Origin of the sequence: Acidicapsa ligni (genome assembly GCF_025685655.1) — a bacterium.
GTDB lineage: Bacteria > Acidobacteriota > Terriglobia > Terriglobales > Acidobacteriaceae > Acidicapsa > Acidicapsa ligni.
Map to the genome: position 1 here is coordinate 16,801 of NZ_JAGSYG010000006.1, position 15,395 is coordinate 32,195.

At 55.9% G+C, this 15,395-nt stretch carries 17 protein-coding genes and 1 riboswitch; of the genes, 13 read left to right on the forward strand and 4 right to left on the reverse strand.

Annotation, left to right across the window (positions count from 1 at the left end; all coding sequences use genetic code 11):
- Positions 1-10: 10 nt before the first annotated feature.
- From OHL19_RS18370 to OHL19_RS18400, 7 genes are all read left to right on the forward strand, one after another.
- Positions 11-322, forward strand: coding sequence for an MBL fold metallo-hydrolase (locus tag OHL19_RS18370; RefSeq protein WP_263359285.1), 312 nt, complete (start codon positions 11-13; stop codon positions 320-322).
- A 15-nt stretch (positions 323-337) separates the two neighbouring features.
- Positions 338-916, forward strand: coding sequence for an MBL fold metallo-hydrolase (locus tag OHL19_RS18375; protein WP_263359528.1), 579 nt, complete (start codon positions 338-340; stop codon positions 914-916).
- Positions 917-990: 74 nt separating this feature from the next.
- Entirely contained in the window at positions 991-1,941 is a 951-nt protein-coding gene (locus tag OHL19_RS18380) for a hypothetical protein (RefSeq protein ID WP_263359286.1), read from the forward strand.
- A 183-nt stretch (positions 1,942-2,124) separates the two neighbouring features.
- Entirely contained in the window at positions 2,125-2,934 is an 810-nt protein-coding gene (locus tag OHL19_RS18385; RefSeq protein ID WP_263359287.1) for an SDR family oxidoreductase, read from the forward strand.
- 86 nt (positions 2,935-3,020) lie between these two features.
- Positions 3,021-3,410, forward strand: a complete 390-nt coding sequence (locus OHL19_RS18390) for a cupin domain-containing protein (protein ID WP_263359288.1) — start codon at positions 3,021-3,023, stop codon at positions 3,408-3,410.
- Between the two features lie 59 nt (positions 3,411-3,469).
- Entirely contained in the window at positions 3,470-3,676 is a 207-nt protein-coding gene (locus OHL19_RS18395) for an alpha/beta fold hydrolase (RefSeq protein WP_263359289.1), read from the forward strand.
- 275 nt (positions 3,677-3,951) lie between these two features.
- Positions 3,952-4,128 carry a hypothetical protein gene (locus tag OHL19_RS18400; RefSeq protein WP_263359290.1) on the forward strand — a complete coding sequence of 59 codons (177 nt, stop codon included), beginning with the start codon at positions 3,952-3,954 and terminating at the stop codon, positions 4,126-4,128.
- A 34-nt stretch (positions 4,129-4,162) separates the two neighbouring features.
- Here OHL19_RS18400 and OHL19_RS18405 read toward each other — a convergent pair whose 3' ends face one another.
- Positions 4,163-4,306, reverse strand: a complete 144-nt coding sequence (locus tag OHL19_RS18405; protein WP_263359291.1) for a hypothetical protein — start codon at positions 4,304-4,306, stop codon at positions 4,163-4,165.
- A 655-nt stretch (positions 4,307-4,961) separates the two neighbouring features.
- On the opposite strand from OHL19_RS18405, the gene OHL19_RS18410 reads away from it, so the two are divergent.
- Positions 4,962-5,600, forward strand: coding sequence for a nuclear transport factor 2 family protein (locus OHL19_RS18410; protein WP_263359292.1), 639 nt, complete (start codon positions 4,962-4,964; stop codon positions 5,598-5,600).
- Between the two features lie 421 nt (positions 5,601-6,021).
- Here OHL19_RS18410 and metE read toward each other — a convergent pair whose 3' ends face one another.
- Both metE and OHL19_RS18420 read right to left on the reverse strand, forming a co-directional pair.
- Entirely contained in the window at positions 6,022-8,322 is a 2,301-nt protein-coding gene (gene metE / locus OHL19_RS18415) for a 5-methyltetrahydropteroyltriglutamate--homocysteine S-methyltransferase (RefSeq protein WP_263359293.1), read from the reverse strand.
- A gap of 139 nt (positions 8,323-8,461) precedes the next feature.
- A riboswitch (cobalamin riboswitch) is annotated at positions 8,462-8,661 on the reverse strand.
- A 35-nt stretch (positions 8,662-8,696) separates the two neighbouring features.
- A complete protein-coding gene (locus OHL19_RS18420; protein WP_263359294.1) occupies positions 8,697-9,503 on the reverse strand; it encodes a CAP domain-containing protein in 807 nt (268 codons plus the stop codon).
- Between the two features lie 60 nt (positions 9,504-9,563).
- Between OHL19_RS18420 and OHL19_RS18425 the strand changes: the two genes are divergently transcribed.
- Both OHL19_RS18425 and OHL19_RS18430 read left to right on the forward strand, forming a co-directional pair.
- Positions 9,564-10,427, forward strand: coding sequence for an ABC transporter permease (locus tag OHL19_RS18425; RefSeq protein WP_263359295.1), 864 nt, complete (start codon positions 9,564-9,566; stop codon positions 10,425-10,427).
- Positions 10,424-10,891, forward strand: coding sequence for a metallophosphoesterase family protein (locus tag OHL19_RS18430; RefSeq protein ID WP_263359296.1), 468 nt, complete (start codon positions 10,424-10,426; stop codon positions 10,889-10,891). Before OHL19_RS18425 ends, OHL19_RS18430 begins: the two co-directional genes overlap by 4 nt.
- Positions 10,892-10,952: 61 nt before the next feature.
- On the opposite strand, the gene OHL19_RS18435 is transcribed toward OHL19_RS18430, so the two are convergent.
- Positions 10,953-11,864: a hypothetical protein gene (locus tag OHL19_RS18435; RefSeq protein ID WP_263359297.1), complete on the reverse strand. Its 912-nt coding sequence runs from the start codon at positions 11,862-11,864 to the stop codon at positions 10,953-10,955.
- A 177-nt stretch (positions 11,865-12,041) separates the two neighbouring features.
- Here OHL19_RS18435 and OHL19_RS18440 point away from each other — a divergent pair, with 177 nt between their 5' ends.
- The 3 genes from OHL19_RS18440 to OHL19_RS18450 all read left to right on the forward strand — a co-directional run bounded on the left by OHL19_RS18440 (position 12,042) and on the right by OHL19_RS18450 (position 15,235).
- The gene (locus OHL19_RS18440) at positions 12,042-12,455 is read left to right on the forward strand and encodes a TOBE domain-containing protein (RefSeq protein WP_263359298.1); all 414 of its coding nucleotides are present in this window, start codon (positions 12,042-12,044) and stop codon (positions 12,453-12,455) included.
- 135 nt (positions 12,456-12,590) lie between these two features.
- Positions 12,591-14,315 (forward strand): amidohydrolase, encoded by a 1,725-nt coding sequence (locus OHL19_RS18445; protein WP_263359299.1) that lies wholly within the window; start codon positions 12,591-12,593, stop codon positions 14,313-14,315.
- Positions 14,312-15,235, forward strand: coding sequence for a DMT family transporter (locus OHL19_RS18450; RefSeq protein ID WP_263359300.1), 924 nt, complete (start codon positions 14,312-14,314; stop codon positions 15,233-15,235). The genes OHL19_RS18445 and OHL19_RS18450 overlap by 4 nt, the downstream gene beginning before the upstream one ends.
- Positions 15,236-15,395 lie beyond the last annotated feature (160 nt).

The window sequence follows — 15,395 nt, forward strand, 5'->3', positions numbered from 1 at the left end:
AACAATTAGCTTGAACGATATTTCAGGGATGGCGGGGCGCGACGAATTGGTTCCGTCGCGTTACGCGCTGCAGATCGGCGAGATTGACGTGCTGGTGGTCAGCGATGGCGTCCTTCCGCTGCCAACCACAATGTTGGGATACAACGCCGACGCGGCCATCCGCGCGGCCTGGATGCAAGGTATGTTCCTACCGCCGGACGCTTTCGATTGGGCCCTGAATGTGGTTCTGGTGCGTAGTGGCGGGCAAACAATACTCATCGACGCCGGACTAGGTGCGGACCCGGAATTGAATTTGCCGCGGGCTGGCCAGACGGTCAAGTGACTGGAGGCCGCCGGCATCGATCTTGGGTCCGTGACCGACGTGGTGCTGACTCACATGCACATGGACCACGTCGGCGGATTGCTGGTTGAAGGTGTGAAGGAGAGGCTGCGTCCGGATCTGCGGATTCACGTGGCAGCCGCTGAGGTCAAATTCTGGGAGTCGCCCGATTTCTCCCACACATCCATGCCGACGGGGTTCCCGGACGCGCTCCGGTCGGCCGCTAAGCAGTTCACGAAAGAGTACCAGAGCCAGCTGCGTCTGTTCGATGACGAGCATCAGGTGGCGCCCGGGGTAGTCGTCCGTCGCACCGGCGGTCACACTCCTGGGCATAGCGTGGTTCGCATTGCGTCCAGCGGCAACGCCCTGACGTTCGCAGGCGACGCCGTGTTCGCGGTCGGATTCGATCAGCCCGGTTGGTATAACGGTTTTGAACACGACCCCGAAGAGGCAGCGCGCGTCCGGAACCGTCTTTTGCGCGAGTTGGCTGAGACCGGCGAGCTGTTGGTGGCCACTCATATGCCGTTCCCGTCCATCGGCCATGTAGCAGTCTCCGGCGACGCCTTTCGATGGGTCCCGACCTTCTGGGATTTCTAACCACTTGTTGATTTAAAGCCGAACTGTAGATATCGCACCAGGCCGGGGTCCCTAAGCTGACCTCGGCGGGTGAGGTGTCGTCATTTCGTCATGGCGGCACTGATCTGGCTGCTTCCGGATCGTGGAACCCAAAGCCTCTTGCCACGAATAGAAAGGCCCAGGATGAAGAAATTCTCTTGCAAACGACGATTCCATATATACAAGACGACTGGTCGATCGAACGATTCTCAACGCTTACCGAAATACTTTCAGCCTCTTCGGACGAACACAGCAGTCGAAAGTTCGAAGTTGTTAGTCGGAATCGCGACAATCCGGGCAATGTCGACGACTGTGTTCTGAAAAAGCTGGACGAAACCGACTTTGATCAGTTGTGGCTATTCGGAGTGGATGTTGGTGCGGGCATCACCGCAATGGAATGCGAAGCTATCGCCCGATTTCGCGCACGAGGCGGAGGGCTATTGACTTCCCGCGATCATCAAGACTTAGGACTGTCTCTCTCCTCACTCGTAGGCATTGGTGACGCTCATCATTTCCATAGCCGCAATCCCGAGCCGGATCCCGCACGCCTGATCGTGGATGACATTGAGACATCTTCCATCTCTTACCCCAATTACCATTCTGGCAAGAATGGCGACTACCAGTATGTCACCGTGATGGAACCACTCCATCCGGTGATGCGGAGTGACGTAAATCGCTCCGGCAGAATCGAGCTACTTCCTTCACATCCGCATGAAGGTACGAACTCGATTCCCATGAGTGTCATGTCCGGTCGCGTCATTGCAACCGGAACAAGTATTCTCACGGGGCGCGTATTCAACCTGGCGCTAGCATTCGAGGCAGACGGAGAACAAGGGCGCGCAATAGTCGATTCCAGTTTCCATCACTTTCTTGACTACAATCTGGATTCCGATAAGGGATGCCCATCCTACGTAACTGAACCTGCAGGAAATGGACTCAAGAACACGCCCCAAGCCCGGGCCGATACAAAGACATACTTCCTAAATCTGGCGGAATGGCTCAGTTGAGTGGAAAAGACTCCATTCAGCAGTTTGAATTACGTGCGGCTCCTCCATACTTGCTTGTTAAATTCCGGTCGAGTGATTGAGCAGGATTCTTGTCCCACACGACGTCACAAAACATGAGGGTATCTGGTCTTAGTGGGTACAACGGCACATGTGAAAACACCGTTCGAAAAGAAGGAGAAGGTTATGAAAATCGTAGTGATCGGCGGTACTGGTCTCATCGGATCAAAGCTTGTCAACAAGCTTCGTGAGCACGGGCACGAAGCAACATCAGCATCACCCAATTCTGGTGTCAACACTCTTACAGGTGAGGGACTCGCCGAAGTGCTGAAAGGCGCCTCGGTAGTCGTTGATGTATCGAACTCACCTTCCTTCGAGGAAGCGGCTGCCATGAACTTCTTCAATACCGCCACGCGCAACCTCCTTCAGTACGAGCAAACCGCGGGCGTGCGGCACCACGTCGCGTTGTCAGTAGTGGGAACCGACCGCCTGGCCACACCAAGGCCATCGGATGCGGAAAAGACGATTCGCGGATACTTCCGCGCGAAGCTTGCGCAGGAAAAGCTGATCAAAGAATCTTCAATTCCATTTTCGATCGTGCACGCGACCCAATTCTTCGAGTTTGCCAAACAGATCGCTGACGCTTCGAGCGATGGCACAACCATTCGCGTAGCGCCCGTGCTCATCCAGCCCATGGCGGCCGAAGATGTCGCGAGTGCTGTTGGACGAGTTGCAGTTGGCTCTCCGGTGAATGGAATCGTCGAAGTGGCAGGTCCGCAACAGTTCCGTCTCAACGAATTTGTCCTTCAGGGCCTCCGTGCTCACAACGACCCGCGTACGGTAGTCGCTGACCCCGGTGCCGGCTACTTCGGAATCGAAGTCGATGAGCGCACGCTAGTCCCGGGTAAAGACGCGCGACTCGGCGACATACGCTTCGAAGCCTGGCTCGCTCAGTCCGCAAAGCCGGCCACGAGTGCGAATCCCAGTCCACGGTAGGCGCGTTCCTCTAAGACTGCAGCCGAGTTTCTAAACTCGGCTGCAACCCTGAACAAAATCTGAGCCAACATCTAGGAGACTCATTTATGAAGATCGTAAAACTACTCTTGTGTCTGGCGTGGTTTGCTCCTGGCTTGCTGGTAGCGCAGGAAGCTAAGGTCACGGAGGTCATGTCGAAAGACCTGTCAAACATTCCGGGTAAGGAAGGTTTGATGCTCGTCGTGGATTACCCGCCGGGCAGTTCAGACCCCGTACATCGCCACAATGCACATGGGTTTATTTATGTGCTGGAAGGCTCGATCGTCATGCAGGTGAGGGGCGGAAAAGAAGTGACTCTGACGCGTGGTCAGACCTTCTATGAAGGGCCCGATAATGTTCACGTCGTTGGGCGGAACGCGAGTAAGACCGAGCCGGCGAAATTCGTCGTGTTCCTGGTAAAGGACAAAGGCGCTCCCGTGCTGATACCGGTGAACTAAACCACAATCTGCAGCAAATAATAAGGAGAATATTCAAATGTGCACGATTACGGTGAAAGATGGAACGACAATCTATTACAAAGACTGGGGCAATGGGCCGGTGGTCACGTTTTACAGCGAGGAAGTCGGCCAAGCTCATCAAGGGCGCTAAGGAGATTTACTATCCGGGCTTGCCGCATGGTCTCACCGCGACACATGCTGATCAAGTCAACGATGATCTCCTGGCGTTTCTGAAGTCGATCCAGGCAGCTTGCAAGGCAGCCTAATTCTTCCCACCGCTGCAGGTCGCTATACAGGTCTGCTGCGGCTGGGAATCAAGATTTTGCGCGCCTGCAGTCGAAGTTCCACAAGCAAGGGTAGAGCACTGGCTTTTCTGATCCTTCGATGAACCGTGACAACATAACTGACATCCACGCATATTTGCGTTTATGTGGTGTGCCACATAAACGCAGGTAGTCAAAGGTGGTTTCCATAGAAGTGCCTCGAGGAGTCCGGTCTTGGTAATCTGTAGGGGTATCGTGTCTACGCGGAGAGTTCGGCTTTGAAATTCTTATTGGCACTTTTCGTCGTCGGCATCTCGCTCCGCGCCCAGCCCACCCAGGCAGCCGACATAAAGTCACTGATTCTGCCGCATCAGGCCCTTGAAGCGCAGGGTGGCGAGCGAAAACTCCGCTCTTCAAAAAATGTCCAATGGGAGGCTTCTGGCTACCGCAACTAGCTGGAGGAGTCCGAAAGGCCGGAAGGTCCGTATATTACCGAGTTCGACAGTATCGCAGATACATGATCTTGCGCGTCACCGCTACCGCGCCAATACCGATGCTGTGGTCTATCCGTATCTCCCGTATAAGTTCCGGGGCTGTGATGGTTTCCAGTTCGTTCATGCGCTCGCTTTGCATTCTGTTTTCCCCAGATATCTTCAGACAATCCTACTTTCTTTCATTCCCTCTTGCCGGAAAGAGGTGTCTTCCCGCGCGCCAGCCGCGTAGCATCTTTCGTTTCCTTCTCCAGCAAGCCAGTTCCTGCCCGCAACGCCGCACCAATAGATCGTGCGTGCGTTCCGCACGCAATAAGGAAGACAGGCCTCGCTAAGTCGGCATGTGTTTACCTATCGCTAGGACCGTCAAGGAGATCGATTGGCGACATCAGGAGTGGGTATTGAAAAAACTCAGTATGACATGGTGTTTCTGGTAACGGTCGAAATCGATTAAAAATTGAACTTGGCCGACTTTCACGCTGTTACCTTCACGCACGTCTTGCCTAGTCCGATGCCCCTTGCGCTCGGCAGCCTCCTTCGTGCTTTTGACAGTCCAATTCCCCGCAACAAAGATATTGAAGCTTTATTTTGTCTTCCTTCGCGTCTGTTCCTTCGAAACGACCTTTATATTCATTTTCAAAGATAACCATCTGACCTTAAAGAATGATCGGAACAGGCAAGTGTCAGAGTGGATCATTCTAGAAATCAGAGCTTAGAGTGCCTTATTCTCAGCTAAGGTATCGAGACTGCTGGAATCGGCAAGTCTGGCGATTGAAAAGAAAACGGAGGCAACAGAAATGCAGAGTAAATCGAAGACCGATCGGCGCAACTTCGTAATGACCGCAGCCACGGCAGTTGGTTCGGTTCTTTCAATCGGGTTGGGTCAAGAAGAGGCCCAAGGCCAAGAGCTTGGAGCCAAGGCGCAGAGCGCGGCACCGTCGCCTCTTTCCTTTGAGAACCTCTACGATACGTCTATTCTGTCCACCACGATGAAAGGCGAGGCCGCCGATCGGCTCGCACTTCGCAGGCTTATAGACGCATGGGCACACTGCGCCGACAGGAGGCTTGCAGAACAGCAAGCGAGTCTCTTCGTGCAGGATGGGACGATCCTGAATTACGAGGGAGACCCCAAAACCCATGAGCCGCATTCAACCATAAAAGGCAGGACTGCGATCCGCGCTGCTTTGGCAGTCCTGAATACTTTTACGGTGACATTGCACATGAATGGTCAGAGTGACGTGATCATTAAGGGAGATCGAGCCATTGGTCAAACCTATTGTTTGGTGCATCAATTCACGATGGAGAACAACCAACGGAAGTGTCAGACCTTGGGAATTCGTTACTACGACCAATTTCTCCGCCAGGAGAATCGTTGGTATTACGTTGAGAGAAGATTAATCATCGATTGGTCCGATACCCGCGTATCCGTGCCATAGATGCATTAGCACGAGGTCTTCAGTCCTGTGCGAATTGGCTGTCCCGGGTCTTTCATCATAGGTGTAGAGCAACTCGCTTCTCCGCAGTATCGTCCTGGCGGAAGAATGACGAGCCGGTCTTGGCTTGACGGCTCGGCGCTCTACTACATTGCCCATGTGCAGGACCTGAAGAGATTTCCAATCCATCTTGCTCTATACAATCCTTTTATCCTAAAGACTGTCGGAAGTAGTCGGCTGCTCAATGAGTAAGTTGGCGGTGCATCTCGAAATATCGTCGAAGAACAACGCTGATTCTGCGAAACGTTCCAGGGACAAGGGCACTGACCAGAGCAGCAAAAGCCTGCCACTCCTCTGTCCTTAACCCACCTCAAGCATGAAAAGGGAGAGATCATCCGACCTCTCCCTTCCACACCCAATGCGTTTATGCAACGCTGTCCGATGTCACAGAAGCCCTGACCGTCCGCGCCGCTTCACACATATTGCGCAGTGCAGATTCGACCTCATCCCAGCCACGAGTCTTCAACCCGCAATCAGGATTAACCCAAAGCCGCTCCGCCCCAATCGACTCCAGCGCACTCTGCAGCAACGCCGTAATCTCTTCTTCATTCGGCACGCGAGGCGTATGAATGTCATACACTCCCGGTCCGATTTCATTGGGATAACCGTGCTTGCGGAAGTCCTCCAACAACTCCATCCGTGAGCGTGCCGACTCGATCGAAAGCACATCCGCATCCAGAGCCACAATCGCCGGCAAAATCTCGGCAAACTCGCTGTAGCACATATGCGTATGCACCTGCGTTTCGTCCGCTACCTTCGCAGTCGCAATGCGGAAAGCCTTCACCGCCCAATCGAGATACTCAGGCCGCGCAACACGACGCAAAGGCAGTCCTTCACGCAACGCAGGCTCATCCAGTTGAATCACGCGAATCCCCGCTGCCTCAAGATCCAGCAACTCCTCACGAAGCGCCAGCGCAAGCTGCCACGCAACATCTCGCTCCGGCACATCGTCGCGCACAAACGACCATTGCAGAATCGTCACTGGCCCGGTCAACATGCCCTTCACCGGTTTGCCCGTCAAGGACTGCGCATAGCTGCTCCAACGCACGGTCATCGCATTAGGCCGTGCCACATCGCCATAGATCACCGGCGGCTTCACACAGCGCGAACCATAACTCTGCACCCAGCCATTGCGAGTAAAAGCGAAGCCTGCCAACTGCTCGCCAAAATACTCCACCATGTCATTGCGCTCAAATTCGCCATGCACCAGCACATCCAACCCGATCCTTTCCTGGCGTCGAATGCAGGCCGCAGTCTCTTCTTCGACAAAGCGCTCGTACTCTGCTGTTTGCAACGTTCCCTTGCGCCATGCAGCGCGCTGCTTGCGCACCTCAGGTGTTTGCGGAAACGAGCCAATCGTCGTCGTAGGCAGCAGCGGCAACCGCAGGTGATTCCTCTGCTTGCGCGCACGTTCAGGATAAGCCGAAGGTCGCGCAAAATCCGTCGCCACCAATTGCGCCAGTGCATCCCGAACCTGCGTATTCACGCTGCTCTCAGCTACCTTGCGACGATCATGCCTGCGACGATTCTCGGCAAAATCCGCCGCAAATTTTTCCTTGCCTCCAGCCAGCCACGCAATCTCATCCAGCTTCTGCGCAGCAAAGCTCAGCCACTCCTGCAACTCACCCGGTAACGCAGTCTCATCCTGCGCATCATAAGGTACATGCAGCAACGAGCATGAGGGCGCAATAAGCAGCCGGTCAGCACCAATCCGCTCCTGAGCCTTGGCAATCATCACAGAAGCAGCATCCAGATCGGCAAGCCAGATGTTGCGCCCATCCACTACCCCGAGGCTCAACGTCTGTCCCGCACGCACCGCGTCGAGCACAGCATCCAACTGCCCCTTGCCGCGCACGAGATCCACATGCACCCCAGCCACGGGCAATGAAAACGCAAGATCCAGATTGTCGCCCAACTCATCAAAATACGTAGTAAGCATCAGTCGGACATCGACACCGGCGAGCTTCTCGTAAGCGGTACGATAAGCCGCCTTGTGAATCTCGCTAAGATCCGTCACCAGGCACGGTTCATCGATCTGAACCCAATCCGCACCGGCACTCTGCAGATCCTTCAAGACCTGAACATACGCAGTCAACATACGCGGCAAAAGCGTAAGCGGATCAAAGCCGCTATCCACATCGACAACCTTGCCCAGCAGCAACAACGATATCGGTCCCAGCAGCACCGGACGAACTCCGGCATTAACCTCACGCGCCTCGCCAAACTCCGCCAACAGCTTCGAAGTATCCGGCACAAACTTCAGTCCTTCAGACCACTCCGGCACCAGGTAGTGATAGTTCGTATCGAACCACTTGGTCATCTCCATCGCCGTATGCTGTTGCGAACCGTGAGCACTGCTCCGCGCCATCTCAAACAAACGCGGCAATGTCACCACACCCTCGCCAAACCGCTCCGGCGTAGCACCCAGCAGCACCAGTGCGTCCAGCACCTGGTCATACAGTGGAGAATCATTGGTAGGAATAAAATCGATCCCGCGCTGCTTCTGAATCGTCCAGTTCTGCAAACGCAAATGCTTCGCAACCTGCAGTAATTCTTCTTCCGCAAGCTTGCCGCTCCAGAAACTCTCCAGCGCAAACTTCAACTCGCGACGCGGACCAATCCGGGGAAAGCCCAGATTGGCAGTATGCAACTTAGCCGTAGACATGTTTCGGTTCCTCTCATCGTTAATAGACAAGGAACCACCCGTGCGTTGGCACGCGCGCAGATGCGCGAGACAAAGGCTTGCAGGTCCACCCTCGAGACCAGTTGCCACAAGACGCACGCCGCAACAGAGTAAGCTCCGCTACAGTGGTGGCGCACAGGCCGGTATTCGGACTTTGGGCAACCTACTTGACGCCGCTTCCCATCCTCATCGGACAGTGCGTGGCTCATCGCCATGCGTCGTTCGTTCCCATCACCGCTGCGGGGCAGCGCCGGAATCACACCGGCTTCCCGTTGAACGGAACCTTCTCAGGGGTTCTGCACCTGTACCTATCCAGTGTAGCCGAGCGCGGCTGACACCCAGTCAACTGGCCAGCCTCAATACAACAACACCGCCACCCGGTAAGCCGCGAATGTTGCCCCGCCATTCCCACCCGAACCCTGCGCTGGGCACGAACCAACCGCAGCCTGCTTATACTTCCCCGACGCGATCCGCTCCTCCAATTGGGGCGGCAGCTTCGAAAGATCCGCACTCTGCCATCGCATCAGAAACAGCGGCTTCATCCCCGTCGGCGTCCCCTCTGCCTCGCCATCCTGCAGCGCGCAATACTTCCGCGCATCCTCCGCCTTCGATAGCAGAGTCAGCCCCTTGCCCGTCAGCATCGCACCAATCTTGCCCTCGATCTGCCCCGCATCCATTGATTGCACCGAGACCGAATAATCCGCCACGGCATACAACACATGATGCGCCGAAACAATCCCCACCCCGATGCGATCGATCTTCGCATTCATCAGGTTCGCATGATGCACGTCGGACTTCATCCATTCCTCATGCACCTGCTTCGGCGAGTCGCCAATGGCAATGTTCTCCTCCACCAGGCTAAAGTGCGCGCCCGCCTTCGAAGTACGCTCCGCCACATCCGGCTCGCCACCATATCGATGAGAAATCGGCCCCTCTTTGGACATCAACTCGGCATGAGCACGCGCCGCCGCAGCCAGCCCTGGATCGACCACCAGCGCCGGTAATCCCTCTGCAACCCGTGCCTGATTGGCAAGATCGACAACCTTCTGCTCCTGCGCCGCCTGCACCTCTACATCCACCGGATCCTGCGCCAGCGCAGCAACCCCGCACACACCCACCGAAGATGCCATCAGCAGCACCGCAAACCTCTTGACCAGTCGCATCCGCATTCCTCAAACCTCCGCCGCTTCGGCTTCAAATCACGATATGCTTGCCTGAGAGCAATGGCAATTCGCACACACATTCCGAGCTCTTCCAATTGGATGCGCCGTCAGCCGCTCGCAGTCATCGGCCTCGTGCTATTAAGTATCTTCGTCCTCGCCGGCCTGCTCGCTCCCTGGATCGCGCCCGCCAGTCCAGCCTCAATCGACCTGATGCATCGCCTGCAAGGCCCCTCAGCGGCTCACTGGTGCGGCACCGATGAACTCGGCCGGGACACTCTCTCACGCCTGCTCTGGGGAGCTCGTCTTTCACTCGCCGTCTCCGCCTCCGTCGTCAGCATCTCGCTCGCCCTCGGCCTCGCCATCGGCGGCCTCGCAGGCTACAAAGGCGGCTGGATCGATCACACCCTCACCGTCGTCGCCATGAACACCTTCCTGGCCCTCCCCGGCATCCTGCTCGCCATAGCCTTCGCCGCATTCCTCGGCCCCGGTTTTCAGAACCTGGTACTGGCTCTCGCCATCGGCGGCTGGGCCGGATACGCCCGCCTCGTCCGTGCCCAGGTCATGGCCGTCAAAGAACGCGAATACGTTGAAGCCGCACGCGCCCTCGGAGCCAGCGGACCACGCATCTTCTTCCGCCATATCCTCCCGAACATGATCCAGCCGCTGCTCGTCCAGGCCGCCATCGGCATGGGCGGAGTCATCCTCGCTGAAGCAACCCTATCCTTCCTCGGCCTTGGCATCCCCGCGCCCACTCCAAGCTGGGGATCAATGCTCAACGACGCACGCGCCCATCTCTTCGACTCCCCACATCTCGTGCTCTTCCCTGCCCTAGCAATGGCCCTCGCCGTCCTCAGCTTCAACTTCCTCGGCGATGCTCTTCGCGATTACCTCGACCCACATACCCGCATCCAGATCGGCGTATGAAGATAGGCGTACTCTCCGACACCCACGGCCTACTTCGCGCAGAGGTTCTGCCCCTGCTCGCAGGCTCAGACCACATCCTCCATCTCGGCGACGTCGGCGATCCAACCATCCTCGAAACACTCATAGCCATCGCCCCCATAACCGCAATCCGCGGCAACATAGACAGCAAGGGCCCATGCGCCAGCCTGCCCGCAACTGAAGTCGTTACTCTCGCAGGAAAAGACTTCTATCTCCTGCACGACGTGCATCAGCTTGACCTCGAACCAGCCGCCGCAGGATTCGCCGCCGTCCTCTATGGCCACTCCCACAAACCTTCCATCGAATGGCGCAAAGAAATCCTGTACTTCAACCCCGGCTCATGCGGACCACGACGATTCCAGCTACCCATCACCTGCGGCCAAATCACCATAAACAACAATGGGCAGTTGGAGGCCAAAATCCTCCAACTACCCATCTCTTCCTGACGAATCCAAGTGCCCATGTTTTGGCCTGCTCATGCCTCGGCCTTGCGACATGGGCTTATACCTAAAACGGCAGGCGCGCCGTAAACACCAGGTTGTGATTCGTGCTGTGGAATGATGTCAGCGCAATCTGATCACCCGCGCCAAACGTCACACCCAGCCGCCCCGGCTTGCCAGTCGCATCGTGCGTCAGTGGAATACGTCCAATGATCACACCTGGAGTAGCAAAAGTCGTCGCCTTGCCATCATTCGCACCACCGATAAAGAAGCTCGAATTCAGCTCTACCTCAGGCCAGAAGAACCGCCCGACACCCGTCTTCGCCAGGCGATATTGAGCAACGTTATTCCATGCAATCGTGTGGCCCAGCCCCTTTGAATTCGTGATCGGCAACGAGCCCCCCGCCGTCGAAGTCAAAGCCAGCAAACCCCATCCCTTGCCCACCGCCAGCGTCGGCGTCACCACCGCACAGCAGCTTCCATTCGCACTCTTGCCCGTAGGAATCGTAGCCGCAAAAAACGCGGTGATGATCGCATTCCCATGCTCTTCATTACGCGCGTAAAAACGATATTTGGAGTTGAACGAAATGTCCCCAAATCCATCCTTCGTAGCCGGAGACTCATGCGCCAGGAAAGGAGGCAGGTTGAACAATAACTCAATGTGCTTCTCCGGAATTATCTCCAACCCCTTGCTGTTCCCGTAATTCCACGTGTCCAGTCCCTTGGGATTCGTCTGTCGCACGAAGTCCGTACGAAACTCCTGCTCCAATCGCGGAGTTACCGTAACCAGTGGCGTAACCCAATGCGGCTGCTCCGCCTGGGTAGCACTCACCCTGGCCTGGTATCGCGAGATGAAAGAAGTTCCCTGCGCCACACCATGAAGCGAGGATGCAAAGCTGGCAGAGATCAGGAGCGCGCATCCAGCGATTACAGTGCGAATGCGAGAATGATTGTAAGTACAAAACAGATAGAATTTCATTTATCGATTTTACTCGATTTTTATTTATGAATATATACGGATTACTGCACTCAAATTTCGCAGCGGAAACTCTTCTTCCATAAGATTATTTCAAAAGGTATATTCTTGCTGCATAACTACATAAAGTCCGGATCACGACATAACCTGTATTCTTTAGGATCGCAAAGAGGTAACACAATGGCAGATGTAGATCTCCTTCTGAAACCACGAGAAGCGGCCGCAGCACTCGGCATCAGCTACGCCACCATCAAGCAATGGATCCTCGCAGGAACCCTCAGAACCACCAAGACTCCCGGCGGACATCATCGCATTCCACAAAGCGCCCTCACGCCACTTCTCAAATCAAGCTCCACAAAAAGCCGCGTCGACTCCCGCGAACGCTTTCGCGCGGTCAGTGGACGCAACCAGCTTGTTGGCAAAGTCGTTGAAGTAAAATTCAGCGGTCTGCTCGCCAAAGTAGTCCTCTCCATCGGCGATCAGCAGATCACCTCGATCATCACCGCCGACGCCGCCCGCGAAATGCAACTCCGTAAAGGCCAGACCGCAGGAGCTCTCATGAAAGCCACAGAAGTAATGATCGTCCGCGTCTGAACCTCAATCAAATCCTGCGCAAAGCCAAGGACTCGCTTTGCGCTTCATAAGCGGCAAAGCACAGCCACACCATGCAAATCCCTCCCGCAAACACCACTCTGCTAAACTCCGCCCATGCATCTGTTGCAGAAATCATTGCAAGTCATCGCAGTCTCAGCCGCCCTGGCAATCAGTAGCGCCGCGCAGCCAGCCAGACAGGACGCACCAGCCGAACTCATCCTCATCCACGGCACAATCCTCACCGGCGAAGGTCTGAAAAGTGGCAACCCGCAAATCGTCTCCGCAATGGCCATTCGAAACGGCAAAGTACTGGCGACAGGCAGCGATGCAGCCATCCAAAAGCTGGCCTCATCCGGCACCCGGATCATCGATTTGCATAGTAAATACGGTACTAACATCTTCGTAATGCCTGGCCTCAATGACGCCCACGTCCACCTCGGCGGCGCAGGAGAAACTAAGCTCAACGTGGACTTGACCGGCGTCCATTCCCTGGCAGAAATGCTCCAGCGCATCCACGATTACGCGCTTAAATCTCCGGCAGGCCATTGGCTCTCCGGCGGCAACTGGGACCATACTCTCTGGACACAAAAAACACTGCCCACACGGCACGATCTCGATAGAGTCACAGGCGGCCATCCAACCATCCTCGAACGCATTGACGGCCACATCGCCATCGCCAACTCAGCCGCTCTCGCAGCCGCTGGAATCACAGGTAAAACACAAGCCCCGCAAGGCGGAGCCATCGACCTGGATACCAACGGCAATCCCACCGGCATCCTTCGCGAAACCGCCATGCATCTCGTCGAAAAACTCGTCCCTCCACCAACACGCGACGAGCGCCGCCACGGCCTTGAACTCGCCATCGCCGATGCCGCTTCCCACGGCCTCACCAGCGTGCAGGACAACTCCGAGTGGGAAGACTTCCTCGCCTACGAAGATCTGGAAAAAGCGGGTAAGCTCTCCGTTCGCATCACCGAGTGGCTTCCCTTCGACGCATCCATCGCAACCCTGAAGCAGATGCGCGCGCATCACAACGCTAACGATCCCATGCTCCACACCGGCATGTTAAAAGGCTTCATGGACGGCTCTCTGGGCTCACGCACCGCAGCCATGAAAGCCCCCTTTGCCGACGATCCAAAAAACTCCGGCCTCGCACGCTACGACCAGGCAAAGCTCAACGCCATGACCGTCGAACGCGGCGAAGCCGGTTTCCAGATAGGCTTCCACGCCATCGGCGATCGCGCCGCAGCTATGGCTCTCAATGCTTTTGCTCAGGAGGCCGCTTCTGCGAAATCCCCCTCCAATCGCCGCAATCGCATCGAACACGCCCAGGTCGTAGATCCTTCTGACATCGCTCGATTCGCCCAGCTCGGCGTCATCGCATCCATGCAACCCAATCACCTGCTCACGGATATGAACTGGGCCATGGACCGCCTCGGCCCACAACGCGCTGCCTATTCCTATACATGGAAAGGTTTCCTCGATGCAGGCGTGCCACTGGCTTTCGGAACGGATTATCCTGTCGAGCCAGTCACTCCTTTTCGCGGACTCTACGCAGCCGTTACCCGCGCCAACGAAGCAGGCACAAAAAACTACTTCCCCGAAAAATCTCTCACGCGCGAACAGGCCATCTACATCTACACACAAGGCTCCGCCTATGCCGAATTTGCAGAGAATCACAAAGGCAAACTTAGCCCCGGCTACGATGCAGATTTCATCCTCATCGACCGCAACCTGTTAACGATTCCAGCTTCGGAAATCCTCAAGACTCAAGTACTCGAAACCGTAGTCGCAGGCAAAACTGTATACCCATTTGCACAGCGAGTCCCACAGCGAGTTCCACAGCGAGATCGTCCATGAAGCTACGCGCCTATCTGCTCATGGTCTTCGTCGTTGCCATCTGGGGCTCGACGTTTGTGCTCATCAAAGATGCATTGCGAGACTCCACGCCGCTTGCCTTCAACCTTGTTCGAATGACGTTTGCATTTCTCATTCTGGCTGTGGCCTATCGTCGCCATTGGCGCGAAGTCAGTCGCGGCCAACTCATCGCCGGGGCAGTCGTCGGTTTCTTCCTCGCTGCCGGATACCAGTTCCAAACCGCGGGTCTGGTCACGACTACGCCCTCCAAATCGGCTTTCATCACCGGCCTTGTCGTCGTCCTCGTGCCATTGCTTTCGGCAGTCCCCGCCTTACGCCCACCGGGTGCGCGCCGACCGCGCTGGAATGCCTTTTTAGGCGCGATTCTGGCCTTTGGAGGCATCCTGCTGCTCACGCTCCCTGCTACCAGCGCGAGCCTGATACCGGACTTTACCTCAATCAATACAGGGATCAATACAGGCGATCTGCTGACTCTTGGCTGCGCTGTAGCATTCGCCTTTCACTGCATTTCACTCGGACATGCGTCGCCGCGTATTCGCTTTCAGCCGCTGGCGCTGCTGCAGATTGGCTTCTGCGCTGTATTCATGGCAGCAAGCATGCCCTTGATCGAGCATCCACATATGCACATCACTGTGCGCCTGTGCATCGCGCTCAGCATTGCGGCAGTATTGGCTACAGCGGCAGCATTCTCTATTCAGAGCTGGGCGCAATCCATCCTGCCTGCAACGCATACTGCCCTGATCCTCACGCTGGAACCGGTCTTCGCATGGATCACTTCTTTTGTCGTTATGGGCGAACGCCTTGGCCTGCGACCAGCCTCCGGAGCAATCCTCATTCTCGTTGGAATTGCACTGACGGAATTGATTCCGCAACCTCATGTTCCGACCGCGCATGAAGCCTGAAAAGCGCGGCCAGAGGCGTGGAACATTGCTGCGTTCTTCAAAATGTTCTACGTAGAACATTTTGAGGCGTGCGTGTGTCTCGGCTTATGTCCAGCGGATTTGTTGGATATCGTTTGTTTTCTCTTAGCTGGGTTTGCGGGGAGTTTGAAGCCTCTGTGCC

What these genes read in the sequence shown, in the direction of transcription:
- OHL19_RS18385 (WP_263359287.1), top strand. Translation starts at nt 2,125, where the DNA reads ATGAAAATCGTAGTGATCGGCGGTACTGGTCTCATCGGATCAAAGCTT.
- OHL19_RS18390 (WP_263359288.1), top strand. Translation starts at nt 3,021, where the DNA reads ATGAAGATCGTAAAACTACTCTTGTGTCTGGCGTGGTTTGCTCCTGGC.
- OHL19_RS18395 (WP_263359289.1), top strand. Translation starts at nt 3,470, where the DNA reads ATGGAACGACAATCTATTACAAAGACTGGGGCAATGGGCCGGTGGTCA.
- OHL19_RS18405 (WP_263359291.1), bottom strand. Translation starts at nt 4,306, where the DNA reads ATGCAAAGCGAGCGCATGAACGAACTGGAAACCATCACAGCCCCGGAA.
- OHL19_RS18410 (WP_263359292.1), top strand. Translation starts at nt 4,962, where the DNA reads ATGCAGAGTAAATCGAAGACCGATCGGCGCAACTTCGTAATGACCGCA.
- metE (WP_263359293.1), bottom strand. Translation starts at nt 8,322, where the DNA reads ATGTCTACGGCTAAGTTGCATACTGCCAATCTGGGCTTTCCCCGGATT.
- OHL19_RS18420 (WP_263359294.1), bottom strand. Translation starts at nt 9,503, where the DNA reads ATGCGACTGGTCAAGAGGTTTGCGGTGCTGCTGATGGCATCTTCGGTG.
- OHL19_RS18425 (WP_263359295.1), top strand. Translation starts at nt 9,564, where the DNA reads ATGGCAATTCGCACACACATTCCGAGCTCTTCCAATTGGATGCGCCGT.
- OHL19_RS18430 (WP_263359296.1), top strand. Translation starts at nt 10,424, where the DNA reads ATGAAGATAGGCGTACTCTCCGACACCCACGGCCTACTTCGCGCAGAG.
- OHL19_RS18435 (WP_263359297.1), bottom strand. Translation starts at nt 11,864, where the DNA reads ATGAAATTCTATCTGTTTTGTACTTACAATCATTCTCGCATTCGCACT.
- OHL19_RS18440 (WP_263359298.1), top strand. Translation starts at nt 12,042, where the DNA reads ATGGCAGATGTAGATCTCCTTCTGAAACCACGAGAAGCGGCCGCAGCA.
- OHL19_RS18450 (WP_263359300.1), top strand. Translation starts at nt 14,312, where the DNA reads ATGAAGCTACGCGCCTATCTGCTCATGGTCTTCGTCGTTGCCATCTGG.